This is a genomic window from Pseudodesulfovibrio thermohalotolerans, from assembly GCF_021353295.2.
Classification (GTDB): Bacteria; Desulfobacterota; Desulfovibrionia; order Desulfovibrionales; family Desulfovibrionaceae; genus Pseudodesulfovibrio; species Pseudodesulfovibrio thermohalotolerans.
Map to the genome: position 1 here is coordinate 3457929 of NZ_CP120635.1, position 24781 is coordinate 3482709.

Below are 24781 nucleotides of genomic sequence, written 5' to 3' on the forward strand. Positions count from 1 at the left end.
CGTGCTCCCGAAAGCAGTGGCCAAGAGCCTGTAGCGGCTTTCGCTGGCCGACAGGATGTCTGCCTCCGGCAGACGCAGTCGGCCCACGCTTCGCCGCTTCAGACAGGCTCTAGGCCCCGGCTTTCGAACGTCTCCTGCGCAAGCGAGGCCATGTCTTCCAACGCGGGAAGGCTTATTTGAGGTTCTTCGTTCTCGGAAAGAGCTTCCATAAACGAGACGAAAACCCTCGCAAAGACGAGTATGATGTAGCGCGAGAATATTAGCGCGCTTCGCGTTCTACGGTGCACGGCATCGTTACGTTTTGTTTCGCCTTTACGGCGACTTCCTTTTTTGCTGGCGCAGAAAAAAGGAAGCAAAAACTGCGCTTTTTTGGCCCTGCGTGCTCCCGAAAGCAGTGGCCAAGAGCCTGTAGCGGCTTTCGCTGCCCGACAGGATGTCTGCCTTTGGCAGACGCAGTCGGCCTACGCTTCGCCGCTTCAGACAGGCTCTAGGCCCCGGCTTTCGAACGTCTCCTGCGCAAGCGAGGCCATGTCTTCCAACGCGGGAAGGGCCTATTTCAGGCTCTTCGTTCTCCTAAAAACACCCAAAGGCGACCGCCCCCCTTAAAGGTCCTACTAGCACTAGCCCTGGATCAGCGGCCTAGAAGCCGACCGCGAAGAGGCGGCGGCTCCTGTGACGATCAAGAAAGTGCTATCGATAGTGGGGAGCGGGCCACCAGAGAAGGACTTATACTTTTGATCGGGTGGAGCCGCCCTGAGCGGAGCGGATTCTTGCCGAAGATCCTGCGGGCGGCCGAGCTGGCGCAAGGCCCTTTTCTTTCGTCTATTTCTTTTGGGCCAGCAAAAGAAATGGACCCCGCCGGGAGGGCATGGAAGCTGAGGAGGCAAAGCCTCCACACTGGCTCTCATCGCCCTAACAAGCTGGCGCACCATCCCGCAAATAAGACCTCTCCCGCAACCAAGCTCCTTCGGAGAGTTACCCAACCCCAGCCCTGGATCAGCGGCGTAGAAGCCGACCGCGAAGGGCCGGCGGCTCCTGTTACGAGCAAGAAAGTGCTATCGAAAGTGGGGAGCTGTACACCAGAGAAGGACCTATACTTTTGCTGGGATGGAGCCGACCCGAGCGGATCGGATTCTTGCCGAAGATCCTGCGGGCGGCCGAGCTGGCGCAAGGCCCTTTTTTGGTTCTTTTTTGGGCAAGCAAAAAAGATCCGCCGCCCGCGAAGGGCATGGAAGCTGAGGAGGCAAAGCCTCCACACTGGCTCTCGCACCAAAGGCGCGCCTGCCTTATCGAGCCGACACACCTTCCCGCAAAGAAAAATACTTGCCGCCTTCCACCCTCAACATAATAAACAAATAAAAAAGCCGCCCTGTTGGGCGGCTCTCCGATTCCCTGTTGTTTATACACTTTTCTGAAACGCTTCCCAATCGGCAAGGAAGGTGGCCAGCCCCTTGTCCGTGAGCGGGTGCTGCATGAGCTGCATGATCGTCGCATACGGCAGGGTAATCACATCCGCACCAATGAGACCGGCCTCAAGCACGTGCAGGGGATGCCGCACCGAGGCGACCAGAATCTTGGTGTCGAAGTCGTAATTATCGAACATGGTCCGCATCTGGTCCACGCCCTCCATGCCGGATTGGCTCAAGCCGTCGAGCCTGCCGACAAAGGGCGAGACGTAGGTGGCTCCGAGCTTGGCGGCCAATAGTGCCTGCGTGGGCGAAAACACCAGCGTCACATTGGTCTGGATGCCCCGTGCGGTCAGCTCCTTGAGGGCCTTGAGCCCCTCGGGAATCATGGGAATCTTGACCACCACATTGGGGCCGAAGGAAACCAGGTCCTTGGCTTCCTTTATCATCTCCTCGTGGGTCGTGCCGATGACCTCAAGGGAGACCGGGCCGTCCACCAGTTCGCAGATGCGCGCGGCCTGCCTGCGCCAGTCGCCGCCCTCGCGGGACATAAGCGTGGGGTTGGTGGTCACTCCGTCGAGCAGGCCGAGCTCGCCCACTTCACGAATCTGGTCCAGGTTGGCGGTATCGAGAAAGAACTGCATGTTTCCTCCTAGGTGACGGGGCGGAACGCTCCGGGGTTTGCAGGGCTGTTCATAACATAAACAAAATTAAGTGAAAACCATCCACAAACGTTTTCATTTCATGCGCATTGTCCTTCCCCCCCGGCTTTGTTTCGTTTACATTGCGGCAATGAGCAAGATTAAACCCGTCCGCATCATCGGGCTGCCGCCCGGTTCCCTATCCCTGTCAAAGACCGCAGCCTCGGCTCTTGCCGAGGCCGATCTCGTTGTGGGCGGCAAGCGGCTTCTTGCGGCCTGTCCGGACGACTTGCTTCAGGCGCACGCCCATCGGCTGGCCATCACGGGTTCGCTCAAGCCGATAATCGAAACCATGCGCAAGGCCGCCCGCAAGGGACGCCAGGTAGTGGTCCTGGCCGACGGGGACCCGCTTTTTTTCGGCATAGGGAAACGGTTGGGCGAGGAGCTTGGCCGCGAAAACCTGGTGGTGGAGCCGAGCCTGTCCACGGTGCAGTTGGCTGCGGCCCGGCTGGCCCTGCCGTGGCAGAAAATGGACTTCGTGTCCCTGCACGGGCGCGACGACTACGCCCCCCTGTACGCGGCATTGGTCCGCGCCGATCTCATCGCGGTCTTCACCGATGCCGAGAACTCTCCGGCCGAGGTGGCCCGCGCCCTGCTTGAACGCGGGGCCGACTGTTTCTCCATGACCGTGCTGGAAAACCTGGGCGCGCCGGACGAGCGCATCCGGCCCCTGGCGTTGTGGGAAACCTGGGGCATGGATTTCTCGCCGCTGAACCTGGTGGTTCTGGAACGGCAGTACCCGCCGGAGATCGGCCTTTCCCTGGGCATTCCGGATCATTTCTACCTGCATCAGAAAAACCTGATTACCAAATTGCCCGTACGCGCGGCCGGACTGGCCCACCTGAACGTGGCGCCGGATTCCACGGTCTGGGACCTCGGCGCGGGCTGCGGCTCCGTGTCCATCGAGGCGTCCCACCTGGCGAGACGGGGACGGGTCTTCGCTGTGGAGCGGAACAAGACCAGGGCGGCCATGATCCGCGAAAACATCCGACGCACCGGGGCGTGGCTGGTGGACGTGGTCCTCGGCGAAATGCCCGGCTCGCTGGAAGGCCTGCCCGAGCCGGACCGCATCTTCATCGGCGGGGGGCTGGGCGGGGAATCCAACCAGGACACAGTCCTGCTGGAAACGGCCTGCCGCAACCTCAAACCGCGCGGCCGTATCGTGGTCCACTGCATCCTCCTCGACTCCCTGCACACGGCCAAAGCTCATTTCCAAGCGCACGGCTGGCACTTCGGCGTGACCCAACTCCAGGCGTCCGCCACGGACTCGCTGGCCGGAGACCTGCGCTTCAAGGCCCAGAACCCGGTCTTCGTACTCTGGGCCGAAAAGCCCTAACGCGGCTTGCCGTCCGCCACGCTCTCGGAGACATAGGCGGCCGCAAGGCGGCTGTAAGTCCCGTCGGTCCTGATTGCGGCCAACCCCGCATTGAACCGCGCCATGAGTTCGCTCGCGCCGGGCTACGTCTTTGAGACCATGAGGCTCAAAGGCGCAAGATACCATGGGGTGGGCGTGGAGCCGAACTGGTCGAAGCGTTCGGGATAGACTCGCCTGATAAGTTCCCAACCCGCCAACTCGTCCTCGGCGAACAAGGCGCACCGCTCCTCCCAGACCTTCCGGATGCCCGAGCCCTCACTGGAGGCGTAGTCCATGCTGAGCCCCTTTTCCTCGAATACTTCCTCGTAGTGATGTCCGGATGTTCCGGCGATGGTGAACCCGCGCAGGTCGTCAAAGGAAGTAAAATCATACTCGCCCAGCCGTCCCCTGAGATAGAAGAAGACGCACCGGCTGATCCAGATCGTGTCGCTGAACCAGGCGTATTCTCCACGCTTCGCGGTATAGGTGAAGGGAAAGGCCGCAAAAGCGTCGCCCTGGCGGAGCATCATGGCGCAACGCCGCCAGGGAAGGAACAACACGGTCGTCTTCACTCCGCTCCGGGCGAATGCGGCCGCGACCACCTCGACCAACAGCCCGGGCCGATCCGTCCAGCTCATGACGTACGGAGCGTATTCACCGGCGACGAGCATGATGGACTCCTCGGCCCGAACGGAAGGAGCAATCAGCAGCATCAGGAGAACGAAGGACGCCAGAAATCAGATCATGGCCCCCCTATTAACACGCCCGTATTGATTCCGCCTCCATTTTTTCCCATAAGTATACAGCTCTGTGGTGGCGCGCCGGGAGCGCATGTATTACCCTGCGCCCCATGTCCGACTCCAGCACCCGACGCACAACCCCGTCCCGCGCGCTTCTCTCCTGGGCCCTGTACGACTGGGCCAACTCCGGCTTCGCCGCATTGGTGCAGACATTCGTGTTCGCCGCCTATTTCGCCAGGGCCGTGGCCGAAAACGAGACCCTGGGCACGGCCTTGTGGGGAAACATGATGGGCATTGCCGGGTTGGTCATCGGCCTGGGAGGCCCGGTGCTCGGCGCACTGGCCGACCGCGCCGGTCGACGCAAACCGTGGCTCGCCGCCTTCACCGTCCTGTGCATCGCGGCCACGGGGCTGCTGTGGTTCGTCCGCCCGGACCCGTCCCACGTCTGGCCCGCTCTCGCCCTGGCCGGAATCGCCACCATCGGCAGCGAGTACGCCATGATCTTCTACAACGCCATGCTCCCGGACCTGGCCCCGCGCAAGCGCATGGGCCGCTGGTCGGGCTGGGGCTGGGGACTGGGCTACGCGGGCGGGCTGGTCCTGCTGCTGATCGCCCTCTACGGCCTGGTCAGGACGCCGGGCTGGTTCGGCATCCCCTCCGCCGACGCACTGAACGTGCGCGCGGTCATGCCCCTGACGGCCCTGTGGTATCTGGTCTTCTGCCTGCCGCTTTTCCTGTTCACCCCGGACGCGCCCTCCGCGAACATTCCGCCGAAACGCGCGGTGCGCGAGGCCGTCGCCCAGTTGCGGGATTCCCTGAAAGGCCTGCGCAAGCACCGGGCCATCGCCCTGTTTCTGCTCGCCCGCATGTTTTACAACGACGGCCTGACCACCATGTTCGCCTTTGGGGGAATCTACGCAGCGGCGGCCTTCGGCATGACCCCAGGCGAGGTCATCGTCTTCGGCATCGGGCTGAACGTCACTGCCGGGCTGGGCGCGGCCGCCTTCGCCTGGCTGGACGACCGCCTCGGGCCGCGCCGGACCATCCTTCTATCCCTGATCGGCCTGGTTGTGCCGGGCACGGCCATCCTGCTGGTGCAAAGCAAAACCCTGTTCTGGATTTTCGGACTGGCCATTGGTATATTTGTTGGTCCGGTACAGGCGTCGAGCCGCTCCTGGCTTGCCCACGCGGCCCCGGCCGGGAAGCGGACCGAGATGTTCGGGCTCATGGCCCTGTCCGGGAAGCTGACTTCATTTCTCGGCCCGTTTCTGGTGGGCTGGCTGACGCTGGCCACGGGCAGCCAGCGGCTGGGCATGTCCTCGGTGATCGCCCTGTTCGGCATCGGCCTTGCGGTCATGCTGTTCGTGCCCGCCCCAACCTGCAAGGAGGAGTGAATCATGTCGGATTTCCGCTTCGAACTGACCGACGAGGAAAAGCAATACCTCAAAAGTCTCGTGGTCATGGCCATCTCTTCCGGCCTGGGGATCGGCGACGCCCCGCACACGCCGCCCGAACCGCCCACCCAAAAGCTGCGCGAACATCTTGGCGCCTTTGTGACGCTCAAGCTCCACGACAGCCTCCGGGGCTGCATCGGCAACGTCTACGGGACGGGCGAACTCTACCGCACGGTCTGGGACATGGCCCTGTCGGCAGCCTTCCGCGACCCGCGCTTCCCGCCCCTGACAGAGGGCGAGTTCCATGCCATGGAATACGAAATCTCCATCCTCGGCCCCATTGAGCCGTGCCCGGACCCGGCCCAGGTGGAAGTGGGGCGCCACGGCCTGATAATGCGCCGGGGAGGACGGTCGGGACTGCTCCTGCCCCAGGTCCCGGTCGAGTGGAAATGGAACCGCGAGACCTTCCTGGCCCAGACCTGCGCCAAGGCGGGCCTTCCCCGCAACTCCTGGAAGGAACCTGCCACGGAGATCTACTGGTTCGAAGCCGAAGTATTCTGATCTCCCCCCCCTCGACGGGAGAATCTCCTATCGACAGTGGTAGTTATTATCGTGTATAGATTTCTTCCATAAACAGGCGGCCGACATTATACATGGCCGCGCAATTTGCCGCGCGCAAGGTATTTCATGTCGGAGAGATCTGAAAAAGAGACAGACAACGCGACCGCGCCTCCCGAGAACAAGGTCGTCAAAATTCCGGGAGTGCAGTTGAGCGTTTCCCCCGGCAAGGACGTGGTCATCCGCGTCCCGGGGGCGGACCGCTCCTACCGGGGCCGCATCGTGGGGTACGATCCCTACGAGTATCTCATCGCATCGGTCCGATTGCCGGGACGCATCCGCCGGGAGCTTGCCCTGGGCGGCCAGATCATCGTCAAATATATCCATCAGGGCACGGTCTACGGATTCAAAAGCATGGTGCACAACGCCATCACCTCCCCGACCTCCCTTCTCTTCTTCGATTATCCCTCGGTAATGGAAAAGGTCGAACTGCGCCGGGACGCCAGGACCAAGTGCAACATCGACGGAATGCTCCAGGCCGAGGACGCGGAATACGAATGCATGATCGTCAACATCAGCGCCACCGGCTGCAAGGCATCGGTCCGCGCCGGTGCGCGGGAACCCATCGCCCGGGTTGAAGTGGGCGACACCCTGGTGGCCATCGTCAACCTTGGGGCGGAGGGCACGCTCAAGCTGCCCATCGTGGTCAGAAACATCCAGCGCGAGCAGGGTATTCACACCCTGGGCGCCATGTTCCTCGACCTCAACAAGGCGGAAGAGGAAAAAATAGGAAACTACCTGGAAAGAATGCGCAGATTGACCCGCTAACCAACGGACTCGCGACATGATTAAAAAAATCCCCATCGAAGACCTGAAGCCAGGCATGGAAGTGGTCCGGGTGGCCAAGGAAATGTGGTACCACCTGCCCTACCTGTATGCCGACCCCGGCATCATCGAATCCGAGGAGGAGGTGGCCCGCCTTCAGGACCTGGGCTACCGGGAGGTCTTCGTCGCCGTCGACGAGGAGGGGGACGAGTCCGACGATACCCGCCTGAGCCAGTTCGCCGCCGCGCGTGAGGACGCCCCGGAACGGCCGGCGCGCGTTCCGTTCCAGCAGGCCATCTCTTCCGCCATGGTCACCTACGAGGATGCCATGGCCCACGCCATGCGCATTGTCCACGACGCCAAGCTGGGACGCAAAATGGACTATGCCGCGTCTCTGGAGACCGCCGGAGCCATCGTGGAATCCGCCGTGTCCAACCCGGACACCCTGATCTGCCTCGCCAAGCTGTCCGAATTCGACGACTACACCTATACCCATTGCATCAACGTGGCCGCCATCAGCGTGGTCTTCGGCGAATACATCGGCATGTCCCGTGAGGAACTGGTCCTGCTCGGCGTGGCCGGAATGATGCACGACCTGGGCAAAACCACGGTCCCCGCCCGGATCATCAACAAGCCCGGCCCGCTGACCTCGGCGGAGCGGGATGAGGTGCGACGCCACCCGGAATACGGGCACGATCTTCTGCGGCGCAACAGCGACATCCCCGCCAAAGTCCTCAAGGCCGTGCTGCACCACCACGAGCGGTACAACGGCTCGGGCTACCCCGAAAGCCTCCTCCGCAAGGATATCCCGGCCTTCGCCCGCATCCTCTGCCTGGCCGACGTGTACGACGCCCTGACTTCCGACAGGTGCTACAAGAACGCCATCCTGCCCAACAAGGCGCTGGGCATCATGTACGGTATGCGCGACCAGGACTTCGACCCCACGGAGGTCCAACTGTTCATCAAATGTCTGGGCATCTTCCCGGCGGGCAGCTTTGTGCGCCTGAACACCGGCGAATACGCCCTGGTCTTCGAAAGCAACTCGCGCGAACCGCTCAACCCGAAGATCCGAATCATCATGGACGCGGACATGAAACCCATCCGGACGCGCGATGTGGACCTGACCCAACGGGTGGACCGGGGCAAGGCCATCGAGATACTGGAATGCGCCGATCCTTCGACCTACCGCAGGACCCTGATGAACTACCTGGCCCCGAACTGATTCGTCCCGCCGGAGACACTTGATGCTGGACATGGACATTTGGCTTGGCGTGATCGTGCTGACGATCCTGCTGTACGGGATCAAGTGGTGGCACGGCAGTCGAAGGCGGGTAAAGGTCTACCGGATCTCGCCCGACTCCCTGAAAAGGGCCAAAGAGGTGCTGATTCCCGTCCTGCCCCTGGTGGAGGACGGGGAAAGCTTCCCGCTGGACGAGCGGCAACTCGCCTACCCGAAGGAAGACATCAAGAGCGCGGCCAAGATCATGGCCTACTATTTCTGGAAAAACCGCCGCAACGAAGAACTTGCCCGGATCAAAAACTGCTTCGTATCCCTGTCACGATTCCAGAACGGTGATCTGGATCTGGAAGCCCAGGAACGGCAGGCCGCACGCGAACGCGGCAGGCTGGAACGCGAATTCAGCCACTACATGACCCACTCACCCTTCAACGCCAAACGCCGAGCCTGACCCGTCACTTCTTTTCGGAAGCCGCCCCGCGAATCTCGGCGAAACGCGCCTTCAGCCGACCCAGAATATGGTCGTATCCCTCCGGCGTATGCGGAATGAGGCAGTTGGTGCAGTCTTTTACGCCCGAATCAAGGACAATGTAGTTGCCTCCGCACTCCTCGAAGAAATAGAGCGGGCAGTAGCAGAACATGCAGTTGAAACGCTCCGGCCGCCTGGTCTTGTGGCAGGGGAAATACTCGCAGTCCGTGTTGCTGAAAAAGCGATGGCTGTTCTTCATGTCAGCGGAACTGTACCTGCTTGGCGGGCGGCTCGCAATCCCCGTCCTCGGGGAACGGGGCAAAGGGGAAAGGCCGCCGGTTGTCGTTCAGGGTGGCGTAGCGCATGATCCTGTAGCCGTACTGCGACAGGTTGTTGCACATCCGCCTGAGGGGTTCGCTCCGTTTCCTGGAGACGAGCAGATAGCCGTATTGGAACAGGGTCGCCACCTCGATTATCAAGGTCAGAACCTCGAAAAAGATGAGGCAAACCAGGGTGACGATAAACCGCTTCAGTATTTCGCTGCGGCTGACGGTGGTCGCTCTTGCTTCAGTAGACATGGGGCACCTTCCGGGTTGACGTTCGCTCAGAGTCAGCCTACCCCATCCGGGACGTTCCGCGCAACCGCCCCTCCGACACAGGACTGGACATCTTCGGCATCATCGCGCAAACTTCAACTTTCGTGGATGTGATCAACCCTCTACCGAGCCGCGTTGCCCTATCGGCTCAACGTAACCCAAAAGACGATAATAGTAACTATGAGATTCAACAATCTATCAGTCAAACTCCGGCTCGCCATCGGTTTTTCCCTTCTATCCATCATCTTCATCGCCTTCGCCCTGTTCCAGAGCCGCGCCATGAACAGTCTTTCCGCGCTCCAGGACGCCGAAGTCGAGGCCACGCGCGAAATGACCGCCCTGCTGGAAATGGATGTCCGTCTCGAATCCATTGACGCCGATTTCTCCCGCACCCTGCTCCGTCCCGACGTCGAGGCATTCAAAACCAAGGTCGCGGGCCTGCGCGAAGAGGGCGCGCAAAACCTGAAGATCGCCCGGTCCGTTGGCGCGAAGCTCGGCATGGAAAACCGCGTGGAGCGGTTGGACAAAGCCTATCAAGACCTCCTGGGGCTCATGGAAAAGGATCTCCCCGAACTGCTGAACAGCGGCGGCGCGGACCAGTCGAGCCTCTATGCCCTGAGCGGCCGCATGGATGAGCACTTCCGCATGGCCAAGGAGCAGGTGGACGCCCTCCAGGCCAAACTCGGCACGTTCATCGAACAGGAGCACGACGCGTTCATTCAAAGCCGTGACGAACTCTCGACCACCACGGTCATCATCACCTCGATGATGGTGATCGCGGCCATCCTCCTCTCCGTATTCATGGCCGCCGGCATCGCGCGTCCGACCAACAAGGCACTGGCCTTCGCCCACGAAATCGCCAAAGGCAACTTCGACGCCAAGCTCGATGTGCACCAGAAGGACGAGATCGGACGGCTGTGCGCCACGCTGGTGGACATCACCGAATCGCTCAAGATCATGTCCAGCCGGTTCAAGGAGACCGCCGACGCCATTGTGGTGGGCAAATTGCGAACCACGGCTCCGGCCGACGGACTTGAAGGCGAGTTCGCCGGTATTCTCGGCCGAAGCAACGAGATCGCCGAAGCCCTTGTCCGGTACCTCGACGCCATCCCCCTGCCGGTCATGACCGTAACCACCAAACTGGACGTGCTCTTCCTGAACGAAATGGGCCGAACCCTGGGCGGATTCAAAGATCACGGCGCTTACAAGGCCATCAACTGCTACGACATATTCAGGACCTCGGACTGCCATACCCAGAAGTGCGCCTGCACCACCTGTATGCGCACCAACAAGATGGAGACCTCGGAGACCGACGCCCACCCGCAGGACATGGACCTGGACATCAAATACACGGGCAAGCCCATCCACGACGCCGAAGGCAAGGTGGTCGGCGCGGTGGAGATCGTCGTGGACCAGACCGAAATCATGACCCTGCAACGCCGCAATGCCCGCCTTTCCCAGCGTGCGGCGGACATCTCCCGGACCCTGGCCGATTCCTCCGCCGACCTCAGCGCGCAGGTGGAGCAGGCCACCCAGGGCTCCCGCATCCAAAACGAGCGGACCACCGAGACCGCCACGGCCATGGAAGAAATGAACGCCACGGTCCTGGAGGTGGCGCGCAACGCCAGCCGGGCCGCCGAGAACACCAGCCAGACCCGTACCAAGGCCGGGGAAGGCGCGGATGTGGTCAACCAGGTGGTCAACGCCATCCGCGAGGTGCAGCAACACGCCGACCATCTCAAAACGGACATGACCGGGCTGGGCGAACAGGCCGACTCCATCGGAAATATCATTGAGGTCATCTCCGACATCGCGGACCAGACCAACCTGCTCGCGCTCAACGCCGCCATTGAAGCGGCCCGCGCGGGCGAGGCTGGCCGGGGCTTCGCCGTGGTCGCCGACGAGGTGCGCAAGCTGGCCGAAAAGACCATGACCGCCACCACCGAGGTGAACAACGCCATCAGCGCGATCCAGGAATCCAGCCGGGCCAATATCGCCTCCACCGACACGGCCGCCGAAGCCGTGGCCGAAAGCACCCGTCTGGCAGATCAGGCCCTGGCCATGCTCGACGAGATCGTGGCCTACTCCGACGACTCCTCCGGACAGGTCCAGTCCATTGCCGCGGCCTCGGAGGAACAGTCCGCATCGGCCGAGGAGATCGCCCGGGCTACCGAGGACATCAACCGCGTCTCGGACGAGACCAACCAGTCCATGACCCGCGCCGCCGGGTCTGTGGGAGACCTCCAGCGCATGGTCATCGAACTCGACGAGCTGATCCAGCAGATGGTCGCCTAGGCGCGAAAAAACCTTCAAAAACACCACGCTAACAGGGGGCGGCATTGCCGCCCCCTGCCCTTTCCCCGACGCCGTGCGGGCTCCCGAACCACATCAAGGCCACATCCCTTCACGACGACAGGGCGGCCAACCCCCTTATCAATCGATTTATTTTTTATTGACTATTTTATCACCCGCCTGAAATATCTCCGTATCATGTATACGAAGACCGCCCCGTCGCAGTTCATCTCCGTTCTCCTGGCCTTGCCGCTGCTCATTTGGCTGGGTTCCTCCCGCGCACTGGCAGCGGGTGCCGACACGGACGGAACCGGGTCCGGCTTGTATGCCGAGGCAGGGGTATCCCTCTATGTCATCGATCTTCCCGAATATCTCCCGCTTTGGAACCGTATCGGTCGGCAAAAAGGCGATCGCCTGGCCACGTTCGACGAGCCGGTGACCGCGCCCATGACGCAAATTTCCCTGGGGTGGCGGAACAGCAACGGCATATTCGTGGAAGCACGGGGCAGGTTCGCGGAATCAAATCCTGTCGAAAAGGGGGAATATTCACCCCATGGAGACTACACGAGGGTCGGCTATTTCCCTGTTTCCGGCAGTGACTCCGGCTTCGGCGGAGCCGGTACGACAGGCACGGCCTACACGCGAACCGAACTCCATTTCCGACAATTGGGCGGAGAGCTGATTGCTGGAACGCACTGGGACGCAGCGGGGTCCGGGCTCACGCTGTTTGCCGGATACTGGGGGATGAAGCTCGACCAGGAGTATTCGCTCGACTACCGCTCCAGCACCGGGGACGTGATGTTCCTTTCCGACAATGTCGAAGCCGCTTACAACGGCGTGCTGGTCGGAATTCGGTTGGAACGGCGGGCGGGACCAATGAAACTGACCCTGGAGACCACCCAGGGAGTGGGCGCCGTTTCCGCGAAATACGATTCAAGGATGAATTCCCAGGCACTCGGAGGCGAAAGCTCCATCACACAGACCAAACACGACATCGCCTACCGGGGAACCCTGGAAGGGACCGTTTCCGCGAATGTTTGGAACGGACTGGACATCGGCCTGAAGTGCGGCCTGCAATATCTTTCCTACGTGCCCCAGGTCCGGGGCAGCGGGCAGGGATGGTCCGTGAAGGAGCCGTCCTATGGACCGGCCGGTCCGGCCCATATCAAGGGGAAACCCTCGGTCGCGGGCAGTCTCGGCCTGAACCTGGCCTATTCGTTCTGAGTGGGGCAGCTCAGGAAGCCAGGAACCGCACCCAGAGTTTGCGGGTCCTGGGGCCGTCGAACTCGCAGAAATATATCTTCTGCCAGGTGCCGAGCATGAGATCGCCGCCCTCGACAATAACCATCTGGTCGCAGCCGAACAGGGACGACTTGATATGCGCGTCGGAATTGCCTTCGGCGTGACGGTAGTCGCCGCCATGGGGCACGAGCTTTCGCATGTTCACGACGATGTCGCGGACCACGTCGGGATCGGCCCCTTCATTGACGGTCACTGCGCCCGTGGTGTGCGGGCAGTAGAGAAGCAGCGCGCCGTCGGTCCATCCGTTTTCCCGGACGGCCTTGCGCACGGCCCCGGTGACGTCGATCAGTTCCTCGCGTTCGCGGGTGCGGATTTCCAAAATCTCCATGGCGTCCTCCCGCCGCGTCAGGCGCGGTACATGTGCTTGAAATCCTTGTCGTAGAGCAGGGAACGGGCCTTGCCCCCATCCTCACGCCCCTGTCCGGGCAGAACCAGAAACACGGTCTGTCGGGTGAAGCCGTTGGCGCGGGCCGTTTCGGCCAGGCCGCCCAGCTCGGTCTCAACCAGTTTCTCGTCCGGCCAGCCCACGCGGAAGGCCATGACCACCAGGGTGGATTCGGCCAGCCCGCCTGCCAGCAGTTCCGCCTGCACGCCCTCGGGATCGCCCGCCGAAAGATATATGCACATGGCCGAGCCATGGGCCGCCAGTTTGCGGAGGCGTTCGCCCTCGGGCACCGGCGTCCGCCCTTCCAGGCGCGTGAAAATGAGCGTCTGGGTCACCTCTGGCACGGTGTACGACCGCCCGGCCGCAGCAGCCGCCGCGAACCCGGCCGTCACGCCCGGCACCACCTCGTAGGTGATCCCGGCCTCGTCGAGCAGGGCAATCTGCTCGCGGATGGCTCCGTAAAGCGAGGGGTCCCCGGTATGCACACGGGCGACCGTGCCGCCCGAAGCCACTGTCTCCGCCATGAGCGCATGGGTTTCATCCAGGCTCATGGGCGCGGAGTCTGCCACGCGGGCGTTCGGCCCGGCACCGGCCACCACTTGGGCGGGCACCAGCGAACCGGCGTAAAGCACCAGATCGGCCTCGGCTATGAGCCGCCGCCCCTTGACGGTCAACAATTCCGGATCGCCCGGTCCGGCACCGATGAAATACACGTCCGCCATCACAGCACCTTGCACAAATAATCGGGGTTCTGGCGCAGGCCGTTCACCGCGATGAGCGCGCACGCCTCCGCGTCTGAAGCCGCGTTGTGGTGATTCAGCTCAATGCCCAGGAACTCGCACACGCTCGGAAGCTTGTTCGAAGCCAGCTCCCAGGTCTTGCGGGCCAACTGCACCGTGCACAGGAAAGGCTGCACCGGCACGGTCCGGCCCGCCTCACGGCAGCAGGTTTGCAACACGGATTTGTCGAAGGCCGCGTTGTGCGCAACGATAAAGTCCGCACCCTCGAAAAACGGTTCCAGCCTCGGCCAAAGCTCGCCGAAACTCGGCTCGTCGCACACGTCAGACCAATGTATCCCGTGCACACGCACGCAAAATGGATTGAACTGGGCCCTGGGCGGCCGGATCAAGCGGTAATCCCGGGCCACGATCTCGCCCCGGTCCACCACCACAATGCCCAAGGCGCACGCCGAATCCCGCTTGGGGTCAGCCGTCTCGAAATCAATGGCCACAAATCGCACATCATCTAATGTTGGCATTAAGAGCCTCCGGCGACCGGGGGAAGGGGAGAGGGGAACCCTTTGTAAAGGGCTTCCCCTCTCCCCTTCTCCCGACCCCCATCCCCTTTCCCCTCCTAAACTTTTTATACCGCCTGCGGCGGGGTGGGCAATGGGGATGAGTTGCATTCAAATAGGTTATTACCAAATATCTTCAAGGCGCTCCCTTTGCTCCCGGCTTCAACCCGCAAAGCGGCGCCAAAAAGTTTGGGAGATTCTCAAGGACCTTTTTCAAAAGGTTCTTGAGCGGGGTCCGGTGCAGCGCCCCGGCCGCCGGAGGCACTCCTCTTAGAAGCCCTCTTCCAGCGGCGGCCAGACAAGGGCCTGCGTTTCCACGCCCATGTCGGACGCGGATGCGTCGGCCAATTTTCGCTCGCCCGGCTTAAGGTGCACTATCCTGCCGCGCGTTTCCAGACGGCCTTCGGCCAGCCACTGCAAGGCCTGGGGATAGATGCGGTGTTCCAGCTTGAGGATGCGCGCCCCAAGCTCGTCGCCGTCTTCCCCCGGCTGGCAGGGAACGGCGGCCTGGACGATGACCGGACCGTGATCCATCTGTTCGTCCACGAAATGCACGGTGCAACCGGAAATCTTGACCCCGTATTCCGCAGCGTCGTCCTGGCCATGTACGCCGGGAAAACTCGGCAGCAAAGCGGGATGGATGTTGATGACGCGGCCCCGGAACGGTTCGAGAAAAACCGGAGTGACGATGCGCATGAACCCGGCCATGACCACCGCGCCGGCCCCGTTCACGCCCGATTCCCGGAGGACCCGGACCAATTCCTCGTCAAAGGACTCGCGGGAATCGAAATCCGTGTGCAGCAGCACGCGGGTGGGGATGTTGTGGTTGCGCGCCCGGGTCAGGCCGTAGGCGTCCTCACGATTGGACACCACGACCTTGATTTCGGCGTCAAGCGCACCCGCTTCGATGCGGTCGATGATGGATTGCAGATTGGACCCGCCCCCGGATACGAGGACGGCGATGGGCATTGCCATGGATGCTCCCTTGGATGGTTGAAAACGGGGGGATTGGCCCCGCCCCAGAACTTGGCCCAAAGCGCGCGCTTTTTCAAGAACGGATTTCCCGCCTGGGCGCCGCATTGCTTTTTCGACCCGCGATCCTTATATTCCGCCGAATTCGACCCGATACCCCCAAATACCCCTATGAAACGCCTGTTCATTCCCCTGATTTTCCTTTTGCTGCTCGGTCCCGATCCGGTTGCGGCCAGCGACCTGCTCGTCATCACCGAGTCCAACCCGCCCTTCACTTTCAACGAAACCGGCGGCCCCGCCGGGATCGCCACGGACCTGTTCCTGCTCATGGCCAAACGGGCCGGACTCGATGTGAAGAGGTCGGACATCAAATTCTGGCCATGGGCGCGCGGATACCAGGAGATACGCGAAAAGCCCAACGTGATCCTCTTCGCCACCGCCCGGACCGGCGAACGGGAGGCGCAGTTCCGCTGGATAGGTCCCATCGCCACCCTGCGCAGCGGGCTGATCGCCTTGAAGTCCAGACGTCTCGTCATCACTGACCCGGTATGGGGAGCGTGGCGATACCGATACGGCACCATACGATCCAGCGCCTCGGAACAGGAGCTGACCAGCCAGGGCGTACCGCCAGCCTGGATGGAACGCGTGCACGACCGCGTCCTGAACATACGCAAACTCGTCAACGGCCATATCGACGTCCTGGTGGGCAACGAGACGAACACCTACCACACCATCCGCCGTCTGGGACTGGACCCGAACGACTTTGAAATGGTCTACCAGCTCATGACCACCGACCTCTACTATGCCGCCAGCCTGGACATGGACCCCGACGTCGTGAACAGGCTGCAAACCGCCCTGGATTCCCTCAAAGCCGACGGCACCGCCGCCCGCATCGCCGTACAATACCGATAGAACCGGCTGAGACGCCGCCTTCCGGGAAAAAGCGCCGACCCGCGCAATACTCGACGCCGGGCGATAGCGCGATCGCCCAGAGTGTGATACGGATTACCATTACCGAGTTCACGTAGGCGTTTTCCCGGCGGATAGGCGCGCGGCACGACGCCTCCGGCACACCCAAGGAGATTCCCCATGGCAGGAAAATACGAAAGGAAACAGGCAAAGGACGAACAGTGGATGTTCAACCTCAAGGCCGGAAACGGCGAGATCATCCTGACCAGCGAACTCTACACCACCAAAGGCGCGTGCGACAACGGCATTGCCAGCGTGCAGAAGAACAGCCCCCTGGATGAACGCTATGAGCGCAAGGAAGCCAAAAACGGCAAGCCCTATTTCGTGCTCAAGGCCGGCAATCACCAGGTCATCGGCAAGAGCGAAATGTACTCTTCCAAGTCGGCCATGGAGAACGGAATCAACTCCGTGAAAACCAACGGCCCGAGCACGAACATCGTGGACGCCTAGCCTTTCCGGCTGACGATGAAAAAGGACCGGCGCGCATGAACTGCGCGCCGGTCCTTTTTGTTCGTCGTGTGCGGCCGGGCCTATTCGGCGGCCGCGTCCGCAAGAAGGGCGTCCACCAGTCCGGGAATGGTGTAGTCGCCCGGCTCGATGTCAGGAGTCAGGCCGAATCCCCTGACCGTCTCGGAGGTGATGGGGCCGATGGAGGCGATCTTCACGCCCGGGCACGCCTTGAAGGCGTCCGCCGGAACGAGCTCGAAGAAATTCTCCACAGTGCTCGACGAGGTGAAGGTCACGTAGCGGATCTCGCCGGAGGTCAGCGCTTCCATGATCTCGTCGCCGCTCGCCTGACCCAGCCGAGTCTCGTAGACCGGCAGGACCGTGACATTGCAGCCCGCCGCCTTCAACTCGCTGGGCAGGACCTCGCGGGCCACCTTGGCGCGCGGGATGAGCACGTCCGAGCCCTGGATGCCGCGTTCGAGCAGCCCCTTGACCACGTGCTCGGCCACGTATTTCTCCGGAATGAAGTCCGGCTCGATGCCGCGCGCCCGCAGCTCGTCGGCCGTGGCCGGGCCGATGGCCGCGACCTGCATTCCGCCGAAGATGCGCGCGTCCAGGCCGATGGCCCGGAGCTGCTGCCAGAAATATTTCACGCCGTTGACCGAGGTGAACACCACCCACTGGTAGCGGGCCAGTTGCAGGATGGCGGTCTCGACCTCGGCGTAGTCGTCCAGAGGCTCCACCGAAATGGTCGGGAACTCGCGGACGCACGCCCCCTGTTCACGCAGGACGTTGACCAGACCGGACGCCTGCTCGCGGGCGCGGGTGACGATCACGCCCTGTCCGAGCATGGGTTTCTTCTCGAACCAGCCCAGCTTGTCATGCAGGCTGCACACGCCGCCCACGATGATGATGGACGGGGCCTTCCACTGCCGGGCCTTGGCCTCTTCGGCCACCCGGTCCAGGGTGGACACGAACGAAGTCTGGTTGCAGCGCGTGCCCCAGCGCACCAACGCCACGGGAGTATCGGCGGCACGGCCGTTGTCCATGAGATTCTGGGCGATCATGGGCAGGTTGCCCACCCCCATGTAGAAAACCAGGGTGGAGGTTGACCGGCCGTACACCGCCCAATCGTGCCCGGATTCGGACTTGGTCGGGTCCTCGTGTCCGGTGATGAAGCAAACGCTGGTGGTGAAGTCGCGGTGGGTCACGGGAATGCCCGCATAGGCCGGAGCGGCCACGCCTGCGGTGATGCCCGGCACCACCTCGAAGTCGATGCCCGCCTCGACAAGCTCCTCGCCTTCCTCACCGCCGCGTCCGAAGACATACGGATCGCCGCCCTTCAACCGGCAGACGCGCCGCCCGGAACGGGCCTTGTCCACGATCAGGTCGTTGATCCTGTCCTGCGGCAGGGTGTGGTCGCCGCCCTTCTTGCCCACGTACAGAATTTCGCAGTCAGGCTTGCACCACTTCAGGAATTCGGCGTTGGCCAGATAGTCATAGATCATCACGTCGCAGGTCTCGATGATCTCCTTGGCCCGAAGGGTGAGCATCCCCGGATCGCCCGGGCCCGCTCCGACGAGAAACACGTTTGCCATAAGTTTGCCTCCTGCGGCCGGGAAACCTTTCAAGAAGCTCCCCGGACCCTCCAAAACTATTATCGCGGCGCAGGTCCGTTGCGCGAAATCCGCAATCCGCTGCGCCGTTTCAGGGCCTGTTCGTTGCCCGGGACGCTAGCCCATCACCGACTCAAGACGCGCCTTGAGCTGGGTGAGCTTGGTCTTTTCCTCTTCCATTTCGGCGAGCTTCTTCTTCTCGCCCTCGACCACCTCGGCCGGAGCGTTGTTGACGAAGCCTGGATTCTTGAGCTTGCCCGCCACGCCCTTCATGGTCTTTTCGAGCTTGCCCAGATTCTTGTCCAGACGCGCCAGCTCGGACTCGAAGTCCACCACGCCTTCCAGCGGGACGGACAGCTCGTTGCCCTGGACCACCGCCGCGCCCGAGGCCTTGGGAGCCTTGACGTCCGGTCCGATGGTCACGTTCTCGATGCGGGCCAGTGCCCGGATCAGATCGAGGTTGGCCTCAAGCACGGCCTTGTCGCCGTCACTGACGGTCTTGATGAGCAGGTCGAGCTTCTTGGCCGGTTCGATCAGAAGCTCGGTGCGGATGTTCCGGGTGCCGGAAACCACGCCCATGAACAGCTCCATCTCAGCCTCGGCCTTTTCGTCCAGGCAGCCGGGCCGCTTTTCCGGGAACGGCAGGGTGGCGATGTCCTCGGAGCGGTCGTCGCCCGCGGGACGGGGCAGCACGGACCAGATTTCCTGGGTGATGAACGGCGTGACCGGATGAAGCAGAACCATGGTCTCGGACAGCACGGTCCACAGAACCCGCTGCGTGTCCGCCTTGGCCTTTTCGTCCTCGCCGTACAGGGCGGGCTTGATCATCTCCAGATACCAGTCGCAGAACTCGGACCAGATGAACTTGTAAAGGGTCTGGGCGATCTCGTTGAACCGATACTCCAGAGTGGCGGCCGCGATGGACTCCTTGACCTCCTCCAGCCGATGGAGAATCCAGCGGTTGGCCAATCCCTCGGCCTCGGTCACGTCCACATCGGGAATCTCGTCGGGCAGGTTCATCATGGCGAACCTGGTGGCGTTCCAGACCTTGTTCATGAAGTGCTTGTAGCCCTCGATGCGCTGCTCAGAGAGCTTGATGTCCCGGCCCATGGCCGCAAAGCTGGTCAGGGTGAAACGCAGGGCGTCCGCGCCGTACTTCTCGATCATGTCCAGGGGGTCGATGACGTTGCCCGTGGACTTGGACATCTTCTTGCCCTGCTCGTCGCGGACCAGGGCGTGGATGTAGACGTGATGGAACGGTATCTCCTTCATGAACTGGAGGCCCATCATCATCATGCGGGCCACCCAGAAGAAGAGAATATCGAAGCCGGTGACCAGGCAGGAGGTCGGGTAGTACTTGGCCAGCTCCTTGGTGTCGTCAGGCCAGCCCATGGTCGAGAACGGCCACAGCGCCGAGGAAAACCAGGTGTCGAGCACATCCTCTTCCTGGACCAGCCTGGAGGAGCCGCACTTGGTGCAGACGGTCGGATCTTCCTTGGCCACGATGAGCTCGCCGCAATCCTCGCAGGTCCAGGCCGGAATGCGGTGGCCCCACCAAATCTGACGGGAAATGCACCAGTCGCGGATTTCGTCGAGCCACTGGTAGTAGGTCTTGGTCCAATGCTCGGGGAAAATCTGCGTCTTCCCGGGAACCGCGGCGCGCGCCTTTTCGGCCAGAGGCTTCATGGACACGAACCACTGAGTGGAAACATGGGGCTCGATGGTGGACTTGCAGCGATAGCAGACGCCGACCGAGTGGTCGTGGTCCACGATCTCGCCGAGCAGGCCCTCGGCGTCGAGGTCTTCGAGCACGGCCTTGCGCGCGTCGGTCACGGACAGGCCCCGGTACTTCTCGGGGGCGTTGTCGTTGATGAAGCCCTGCTCGTTCAGGATGGAGATGACTTCAAGCCCGTGCCTGCGGCCGATCTCCCAGTCGTTCATGTCGTGAGCCGGGGTGACCTTCAGGCAGCCTGTGCCGAACTCGACGTCCACGTAGGAGTCGCCGATGATGGGCAGCTCGCGGCCCACCAGGGGCAGAATGGCGGTCTTGCCTATAAACTTGTTGAACCGCTCGTCGTCCGGATTCACGGCGATGGCCGAGTCGGCCAGCATAGTCTCGGGACGGGTGGTGGCGATCACGAGATGACCGGAGCCGTCTGCCAGGGGGTACTTGACGTGATGGAGCTTGCCGGGCTTGGCCTCGTGCTCGACCTCGTCGTCGGCCAGGGCGGTGTGGCAGCGGTTGCACCAGTTGATGATGTAGTCGCCCTTGTAGATCAGCCCCTGCTCGAACAGGGACACGAAAACCTCGCGCACGGCCTTGGCGCGCTGATCGTCGAAGGTGAAGCATTCGCGGGTCCAGTCGACGCTCGCGCCCATGCGGCGAATCTGGCTCAGGATGTGGTCGCCCTTCTCCTTCTTCCATTCCCAGACGCGCTCGATGAACTTCTCGCGGCCCAGGTCGTCGCGGGTCAACCCCTCTTCCTTGAGCCTGCGCTCGACCACGTTCTGGGTAGCGATGCCCGCATGGTCGGTGCCGGGCACCCACAGAACGTTCTTGCCCTGCTGTCGGTTAAAGCGGCAGAGGATATCCTGGAGCGTCAGGTTCAGGGCGTGGCCCATATGCAGAACGCCGGTGACGTTGGGCGGGGGAATGACGATGGAATAGGACTCGCCCGGACCGTCCGGGTCAGGGGTAAAGGTCTTGCTCTCTTCCCAGTGGGTCTCCCACTTGTCTTCCACATCCCACGGTTCGTAGGCTTTGGCTAACTCTTTCCGGGCCATGAAATTCCTTCCTTTATGCCTGCTGCCGGTACCTGGCGACCGACGGCCTGAGATCTCGTATGGTTACGCTTGCGCAAGTGGTTGCGCCTTTGATAGCGTCGGGCTACCCTTGTCAAGAGAGCCGCATATGTCAAGCATACATATATATTGGGACGAATCGCACTTCTGGGGGCTGTTGGCGGCCAGAGCGCTGTCCGCCTGGGCCATCCCCCACCGTCTGGTGCGCGGCTCTGAAATAGCCGATGGCGCGCTCGCTGGCAAGCTCGGCGAGATTCCGGCCGCGCTCCTCGTGCCCGGCGGACGGGCCAAAGGCAAGGCCGACCGGCTCGGCGTGCGCGGCATGGACGCGATCTGCGAATACGTAAACTCCGGCGGCGCCTACCTCGGCTTCTGCGGCGGTGCGGGCCTGGCCCTGACCGGCCCCTACGGCCTGGGACTCTCCCCCTGGACGCGCAAGGGGTACCGCAACCGGCTCCATCATTTCCTCTCAGGGCATGTGGAAGCCCGTCTGGACAACGCCAGCGGCCTGGTACCGGACGGCATGGACGAAGCCCTGCTCCCTGTCTGGTGGCCGGGCCGGTTCGATCCCGCCGACCCGTCGGTCCAGGTTCTGGCCCGCTATGGCAAGCCCGGCCCCGACTTCTGGGTGGCGGACCTCAACCTGTCCACCCTGCCCAAGGGAACCATGGCCGATTGGGAGGCCCTCTACGGCGTGAACCTGAGCCCGGACTTCATGGAGGGCTCCCCCGTGGTGGCGGCCAACCGATTCGGTGCGGGACGCGTCGTCTTGAGCTACGCCCACCTGGAGACCCCGGCCTCGGAACAGGCCAACCGTTGGCTCTCGCACCTCCTCGGCCGGGTCCTCGACGAGCCCGGCTCGGCGGCGGCAAACCGCAGGCCGGTCCCGGCCTGGGACGTGGCCGCCCGCCCCATCGTCTGGGAGGACGCCACACTCATTCGCGCCCGGCGAACCATGGAAGAGATCATCCGCACCGGGTCCGACCACTTCCTGCTGTTCTGGCGCAACCCCTGGCTGCTCGGTTGGCGGCGCGGCATCCCGGGCGCGGGCATCAACACGCTCTATTCGCTCATCTGCGAATCCCTGGCCTCCGAACCGTCGGACGAGGCCCTGACCTTCTGGCGCGGGATGCGCGACCGCTTCCAGGTGCTCATGGATCTGCTCGGCAACGGGCTGACCGGCTACCTCCTGGCCGAACGGCTGTCCATGACCGTGTTCCACTCCGATTCGGGCGCAGTCTCCAAGGAGGGACTCAGGGAGCAGCGGCGCGCCCTGTTCGGGCTGCCTCCGGAACCGGGCGGCATCTATGCGGACCTGGCCGGGATGCTGGAAGAGTTATACTGGCGCCTGTCCCTTTCGACGACTCCGTAACTATTCCTGAATCAGCCGTTTTTCCAATGGATTGCCAGCCCCGATGTCCCGTGTTAATTAATGCCGGAGAATACGCCTCTCCCCCCGGGACGGTCCGGCCGGGGCGAATTCCCCTTTCACTCCTTATCCGATCACGCGGTGGACCATGCAGGATGAAGAGGCCCTGAAAAACAGCCCGGACGCACAATTTCGCTTCTGCATGTCCGAAGACGGCATGAAGCTCGGTGTCAACCGCTACTTCCCGCCCAACGGGGGCCTTGAGCCGAGCGTGGCTCTGCTCAAGGCGCAGGTGGCCGCCTGCGGAGTCAGGCTGCCCGTGGACGAAGAAGCCGCCAAACGCATCGTCGACGCGGTCCTTGCGGGCGACGAATTCCGGGGCATCCCCCTGGTCCGAGGCATTCCGCCGAGAGAGCCGAGAGAGGCCGTCCTTGCGGCCCTGGGCGACCTGCAATTCCCCGTGTTTCCGGAAGACCGTTTCCTCCGCTACCGTCCCGCCGCCACAGCGGCCAACGGCGAATCCATCGACGGGCGCACCATCCGGCCCAACGGTTCGTTCTCGCCCAAGGCCGTCAAGGTCGAAGCGGGCGAAAACGTGGACTGGGACCCCTCGGCCGGGGCGTACTACTCCCGGGTCTGGGGCATGGCCAAAATACGCGACGGCGTGGTCTCGGTGATCCCGGCCGCCCGCATTACCGACGACGAGGTCGAGGTCGTCGGGACCATCCATCACCGAGATTTCCGGGGCGAGCCCATTACCGTCGAGCGCATCGAAAAGGAACTGCGCGACATGGGCGTGCTCATCACCGTGGACCTGGAGGCGCTCGCGGCCAAGCTCAACCAGGCCCGTGACATGAACATGCCCCTGCCCAACCAGATTCTGGTCAAGGGCGCGCATCCCGTGCCGGGGCGCGACGGCTGGCTGGAATCCCTGGTCGCCACCCGCGACGAGACCGGCACCGAGGACGCCTCGGGCAGGCTCGACTTCCGCGACCGGGGGGCCTATCCCATGGTCGTCACCGGCCAGATCATCGGCAGGCTCCACCCGCCGACCGCGGGCGAAGGCGGCATCGACATCTACGGCAAGACCATTCCGGCCAGCGCGGGACGGGAGTTGAAGATCGTCCTGGGCGAAAACGTCCTGCTCCAGAACGACGGAAAGACATACGCCTCCAAGGCGCAGGGCGTGGCGGTTCTTGAGCGGAACACCCTGTCCGTGACCCAATGCCTGATCGTCAACGGCAACGTGGACCTCAACTCGGGCAACGTGAAGGTCGAGCACGGCTCGATCAAGGTGCTGGGATCGATTCAGGCCGGATTCTCGGTCTCGGCCCCGAAGCATGTCCTGGTGGAAGGGTCCATCGAAAGCGCGACCGTCTACGCGGGCGGTCTGGTGGAAGTCAAAGGCGGCATCCTCATGCCCGACGGCGGCGAAATCGTGTGTGACGGCCGGGTCGTCGCCAACTTCGCCGTCAACGCGCGCATCCGGGCCGGACACGACGTGGTCATCGCCAACGAAATCCAGAACTCGTCCATCCGCACGGACGGCAGGCTCATCGCCCTGTCCGGCAAAGGCACGGTCCTGGGCGGCGAAGTCGTGGCCCGCAAGGGCATCGAGATCAACGAACTCGGGTCCGAACTGGGCGTGGCCACGTCCGTGGGAATCATCGTCGAGGACGCCGAAGACGATGATCTGCGGGAGGAGCGCATCCGGGTGACCCAGTCCATCAAGAAAATCGACGCCACCCTGGGCACCGAACCGCCCGAGACGCTCCTGGCGCGCACGCCCGAAGCCAAACGGCCAGCACTGATCGAGGTCATCAAACACCGCGAGGCCCTTGTCCGGCGGCGCGACGCCCTGAGCGACAAGATCAACAGCCGTGTCATCCGCCACCAACGCGAACTGGAGGGCCTCACCATCCGGGTGAAGAAAATGGTCCACCCCGGCGCGATGATAGGATTCTGCAACGTCAGGAAAAAGGTCGAGAAGCGGCTCGAAGCCACGCTTTTTTACTGGGACGCGGAAAAACGCGACATCCTCGGCCGCTGATCG

General features: G+C 62.7%; 22 protein-coding genes. 12 read left to right on the forward strand and 10 right to left on the reverse strand.

The annotated features are described in order from the left end of the window. Window positions 1–1399 precede the first annotated feature (1399 nt). The gene (gene fsa, locus LF599_RS16180; RefSeq protein WP_269940227.1) at window positions 1400–2050 is read right to left on the reverse strand and encodes a fructose-6-phosphate aldolase; all 651 of its coding nucleotides are present in this window, start codon (window positions 2048–2050) and stop codon (window positions 1400–1402) included. A gap of 148 nt (window positions 2051–2198) precedes the next feature. Between fsa and cbiE the strand changes: the two genes are divergently transcribed. Then, a complete protein-coding gene (cbiE, locus tag LF599_RS16185) occupies window positions 2199–3443 on the forward strand; it encodes a precorrin-6y C5,15-methyltransferase (decarboxylating) subunit CbiE (protein WP_279521511.1) in 1245 nt (414 codons plus the stop codon). 122 nt (window positions 3444–3565) lie between these two features. Here cbiE and LF599_RS16190 read toward each other — a convergent pair whose 3' ends face one another. Continuing rightward, window positions 3566–4132 (reverse strand): substrate-binding periplasmic protein, encoded by a 567-nt coding sequence (locus LF599_RS16190; protein WP_269940231.1) that lies wholly within the window; start codon window positions 4130–4132, stop codon window positions 3566–3568. A gap of 179 nt (window positions 4133–4311) precedes the next feature. Between LF599_RS16190 and LF599_RS16195 the strand changes: the two genes are divergently transcribed. The 5 genes from LF599_RS16195 (at window position 4312) to LF599_RS16215 (ending at window position 8666) form a co-directional block, all read left to right on the forward strand. Further along, the gene (locus tag LF599_RS16195) at window positions 4312–5595 is read left to right on the forward strand and encodes an MFS transporter (RefSeq protein WP_279521512.1); all 1284 of its coding nucleotides are present in this window, start codon (window positions 4312–4314) and stop codon (window positions 5593–5595) included. Window positions 5596–5598: 3 nt separating this feature from the next. Beyond that, a complete protein-coding gene (gene amrA, locus LF599_RS16200; RefSeq protein ID WP_279521513.1) occupies window positions 5599–6156 on the forward strand; it encodes an AmmeMemoRadiSam system protein A in 558 nt (185 codons plus the stop codon). Window positions 6157–6282: 126 nt separating this feature from the next. Continuing rightward, complete coding sequence (locus LF599_RS16205) at window positions 6283–6981, forward strand: flagellar brake protein (RefSeq protein WP_279521514.1); 699 nt, start codon at window positions 6283–6285, stop codon at window positions 6979–6981. Window positions 6982–6997: 16 nt separating this feature from the next. Continuing rightward, entirely contained in the window at window positions 6998–8200 is a 1203-nt protein-coding gene (locus tag LF599_RS16210; protein WP_279521515.1) for an HD-GYP domain-containing protein, read from the forward strand. 22 nt (window positions 8201–8222) lie between these two features. Then, window positions 8223–8666: a hypothetical protein gene (locus LF599_RS16215; protein ID WP_279521516.1), complete on the forward strand. Its 444-nt coding sequence runs from the start codon at window positions 8223–8225 to the stop codon at window positions 8664–8666. A 4-nt stretch (window positions 8667–8670) separates the two neighbouring features. Here LF599_RS16215 and LF599_RS16220 read toward each other — a convergent pair whose 3' ends face one another. Continuing rightward, window positions 8671–8943, reverse strand: coding sequence for a cysteine-rich small domain-containing protein (locus LF599_RS16220; protein ID WP_279521517.1), 273 nt, complete (start codon window positions 8941–8943; stop codon window positions 8671–8673). 1 nt (window position 8944) lies between these two features. Further along, the gene (locus LF599_RS16225; RefSeq protein ID WP_279521518.1) at window positions 8945–9262 is read right to left on the reverse strand and encodes a DUF4389 domain-containing protein; all 318 of its coding nucleotides are present in this window, start codon (window positions 9260–9262) and stop codon (window positions 8945–8947) included. A 198-nt stretch (window positions 9263–9460) separates the two neighbouring features. On the opposite strand from LF599_RS16225, the gene LF599_RS16230 reads away from it, so the two are divergent. Both LF599_RS16230 and LF599_RS16235 read left to right on the forward strand, forming a co-directional pair. Beyond that, window positions 9461–11575 carry a methyl-accepting chemotaxis protein gene (locus tag LF599_RS16230; RefSeq protein ID WP_279521519.1) on the forward strand — a complete coding sequence of 705 codons (2115 nt, stop codon included), beginning with the start codon at window positions 9461–9463 and terminating at the stop codon, window positions 11573–11575. A gap of 195 nt (window positions 11576–11770) precedes the next feature. After that, window positions 11771–12796: a hypothetical protein gene (locus LF599_RS16235; RefSeq protein ID WP_279521520.1), complete on the forward strand. Its 1026-nt coding sequence runs from the start codon at window positions 11771–11773 to the stop codon at window positions 12794–12796. Window positions 12797–12806: 10 nt separating this feature from the next. On the opposite strand, the gene LF599_RS16240 is transcribed toward LF599_RS16235, so the two are convergent. The 4 genes from LF599_RS16240 to purN all read right to left on the reverse strand — a co-directional run bounded on the left by LF599_RS16240 (window position 12807) and on the right by purN (window position 15528). Continuing rightward, on the reverse strand, window positions 12807–13202 hold the full coding sequence (locus tag LF599_RS16240) for a secondary thiamine-phosphate synthase enzyme YjbQ (protein WP_279521521.1): 396 nt from the start codon (window positions 13200–13202) through the stop codon (window positions 12807–12809). Between the two features lie 17 nt (window positions 13203–13219). Next, entirely contained in the window at window positions 13220–13981 is a 762-nt protein-coding gene (cobM, locus tag LF599_RS16245) for a precorrin-4 C(11)-methyltransferase (RefSeq protein ID WP_279521522.1), read from the reverse strand. Beyond that, window positions 13981–14517 carry a 3'-5' exonuclease gene (locus LF599_RS16250; protein WP_279521523.1) on the reverse strand — a complete coding sequence of 179 codons (537 nt, stop codon included), beginning with the start codon at window positions 14515–14517 and terminating at the stop codon, window positions 13981–13983. The genes cobM and LF599_RS16250 overlap by 1 nt, the downstream gene beginning before the upstream one ends. 306 nt (window positions 14518–14823) lie before the next feature. Continuing rightward, the gene (purN, locus tag LF599_RS16255) at window positions 14824–15528 is read right to left on the reverse strand and encodes a phosphoribosylglycinamide formyltransferase (protein WP_279521524.1); all 705 of its coding nucleotides are present in this window, start codon (window positions 15526–15528) and stop codon (window positions 14824–14826) included. 168 nt (window positions 15529–15696) lie between these two features. On the opposite strand from purN, the gene LF599_RS16260 reads away from it, so the two are divergent. Then, window positions 15697–16437, forward strand: a complete 741-nt coding sequence (locus LF599_RS16260; protein ID WP_279521525.1) for a substrate-binding periplasmic protein — start codon at window positions 15697–15699, stop codon at window positions 16435–16437. 177 nt (window positions 16438–16614) lie between these two features. After that, window positions 16615–16944 (forward strand): YegP family protein, encoded by a 330-nt coding sequence (locus LF599_RS16265; RefSeq protein ID WP_279521526.1) that lies wholly within the window; start codon window positions 16615–16617, stop codon window positions 16942–16944. 80 nt (window positions 16945–17024) lie between these two features. On the opposite strand, the gene cobA is transcribed toward LF599_RS16265, so the two are convergent. Together cobA and LF599_RS16275 are read right to left on the reverse strand one after the other, a co-directional pair. Beyond that, a complete protein-coding gene (gene cobA / locus LF599_RS16270; protein ID WP_279521527.1) occupies window positions 17025–18539 on the reverse strand; it encodes a uroporphyrinogen-III C-methyltransferase in 1515 nt (504 codons plus the stop codon). A 135-nt stretch (window positions 18540–18674) separates the two neighbouring features. Beyond that, window positions 18675–21341, reverse strand: a complete 2667-nt coding sequence (locus LF599_RS16275) for a valine--tRNA ligase (protein WP_279521528.1) — start codon at window positions 21339–21341, stop codon at window positions 18675–18677. 127 nt (window positions 21342–21468) lie between these two features. Between LF599_RS16275 and LF599_RS16280 the strand changes: the two genes are divergently transcribed. Both LF599_RS16280 and LF599_RS16285 read left to right on the forward strand, forming a co-directional pair. Next, the gene (locus LF599_RS16280; protein ID WP_279521529.1) at window positions 21469–22731 is read left to right on the forward strand and encodes a BPL-N domain-containing protein; all 1263 of its coding nucleotides are present in this window, start codon (window positions 21469–21471) and stop codon (window positions 22729–22731) included. Window positions 22732–22876: 145 nt separating this feature from the next. Continuing rightward, window positions 22877–24778 carry a DUF342 domain-containing protein gene (locus LF599_RS16285; RefSeq protein ID WP_279521530.1) on the forward strand — a complete coding sequence of 634 codons (1902 nt, stop codon included), beginning with the start codon at window positions 22877–22879 and terminating at the stop codon, window positions 24776–24778. Window positions 24779–24781 lie beyond the last annotated feature (3 nt).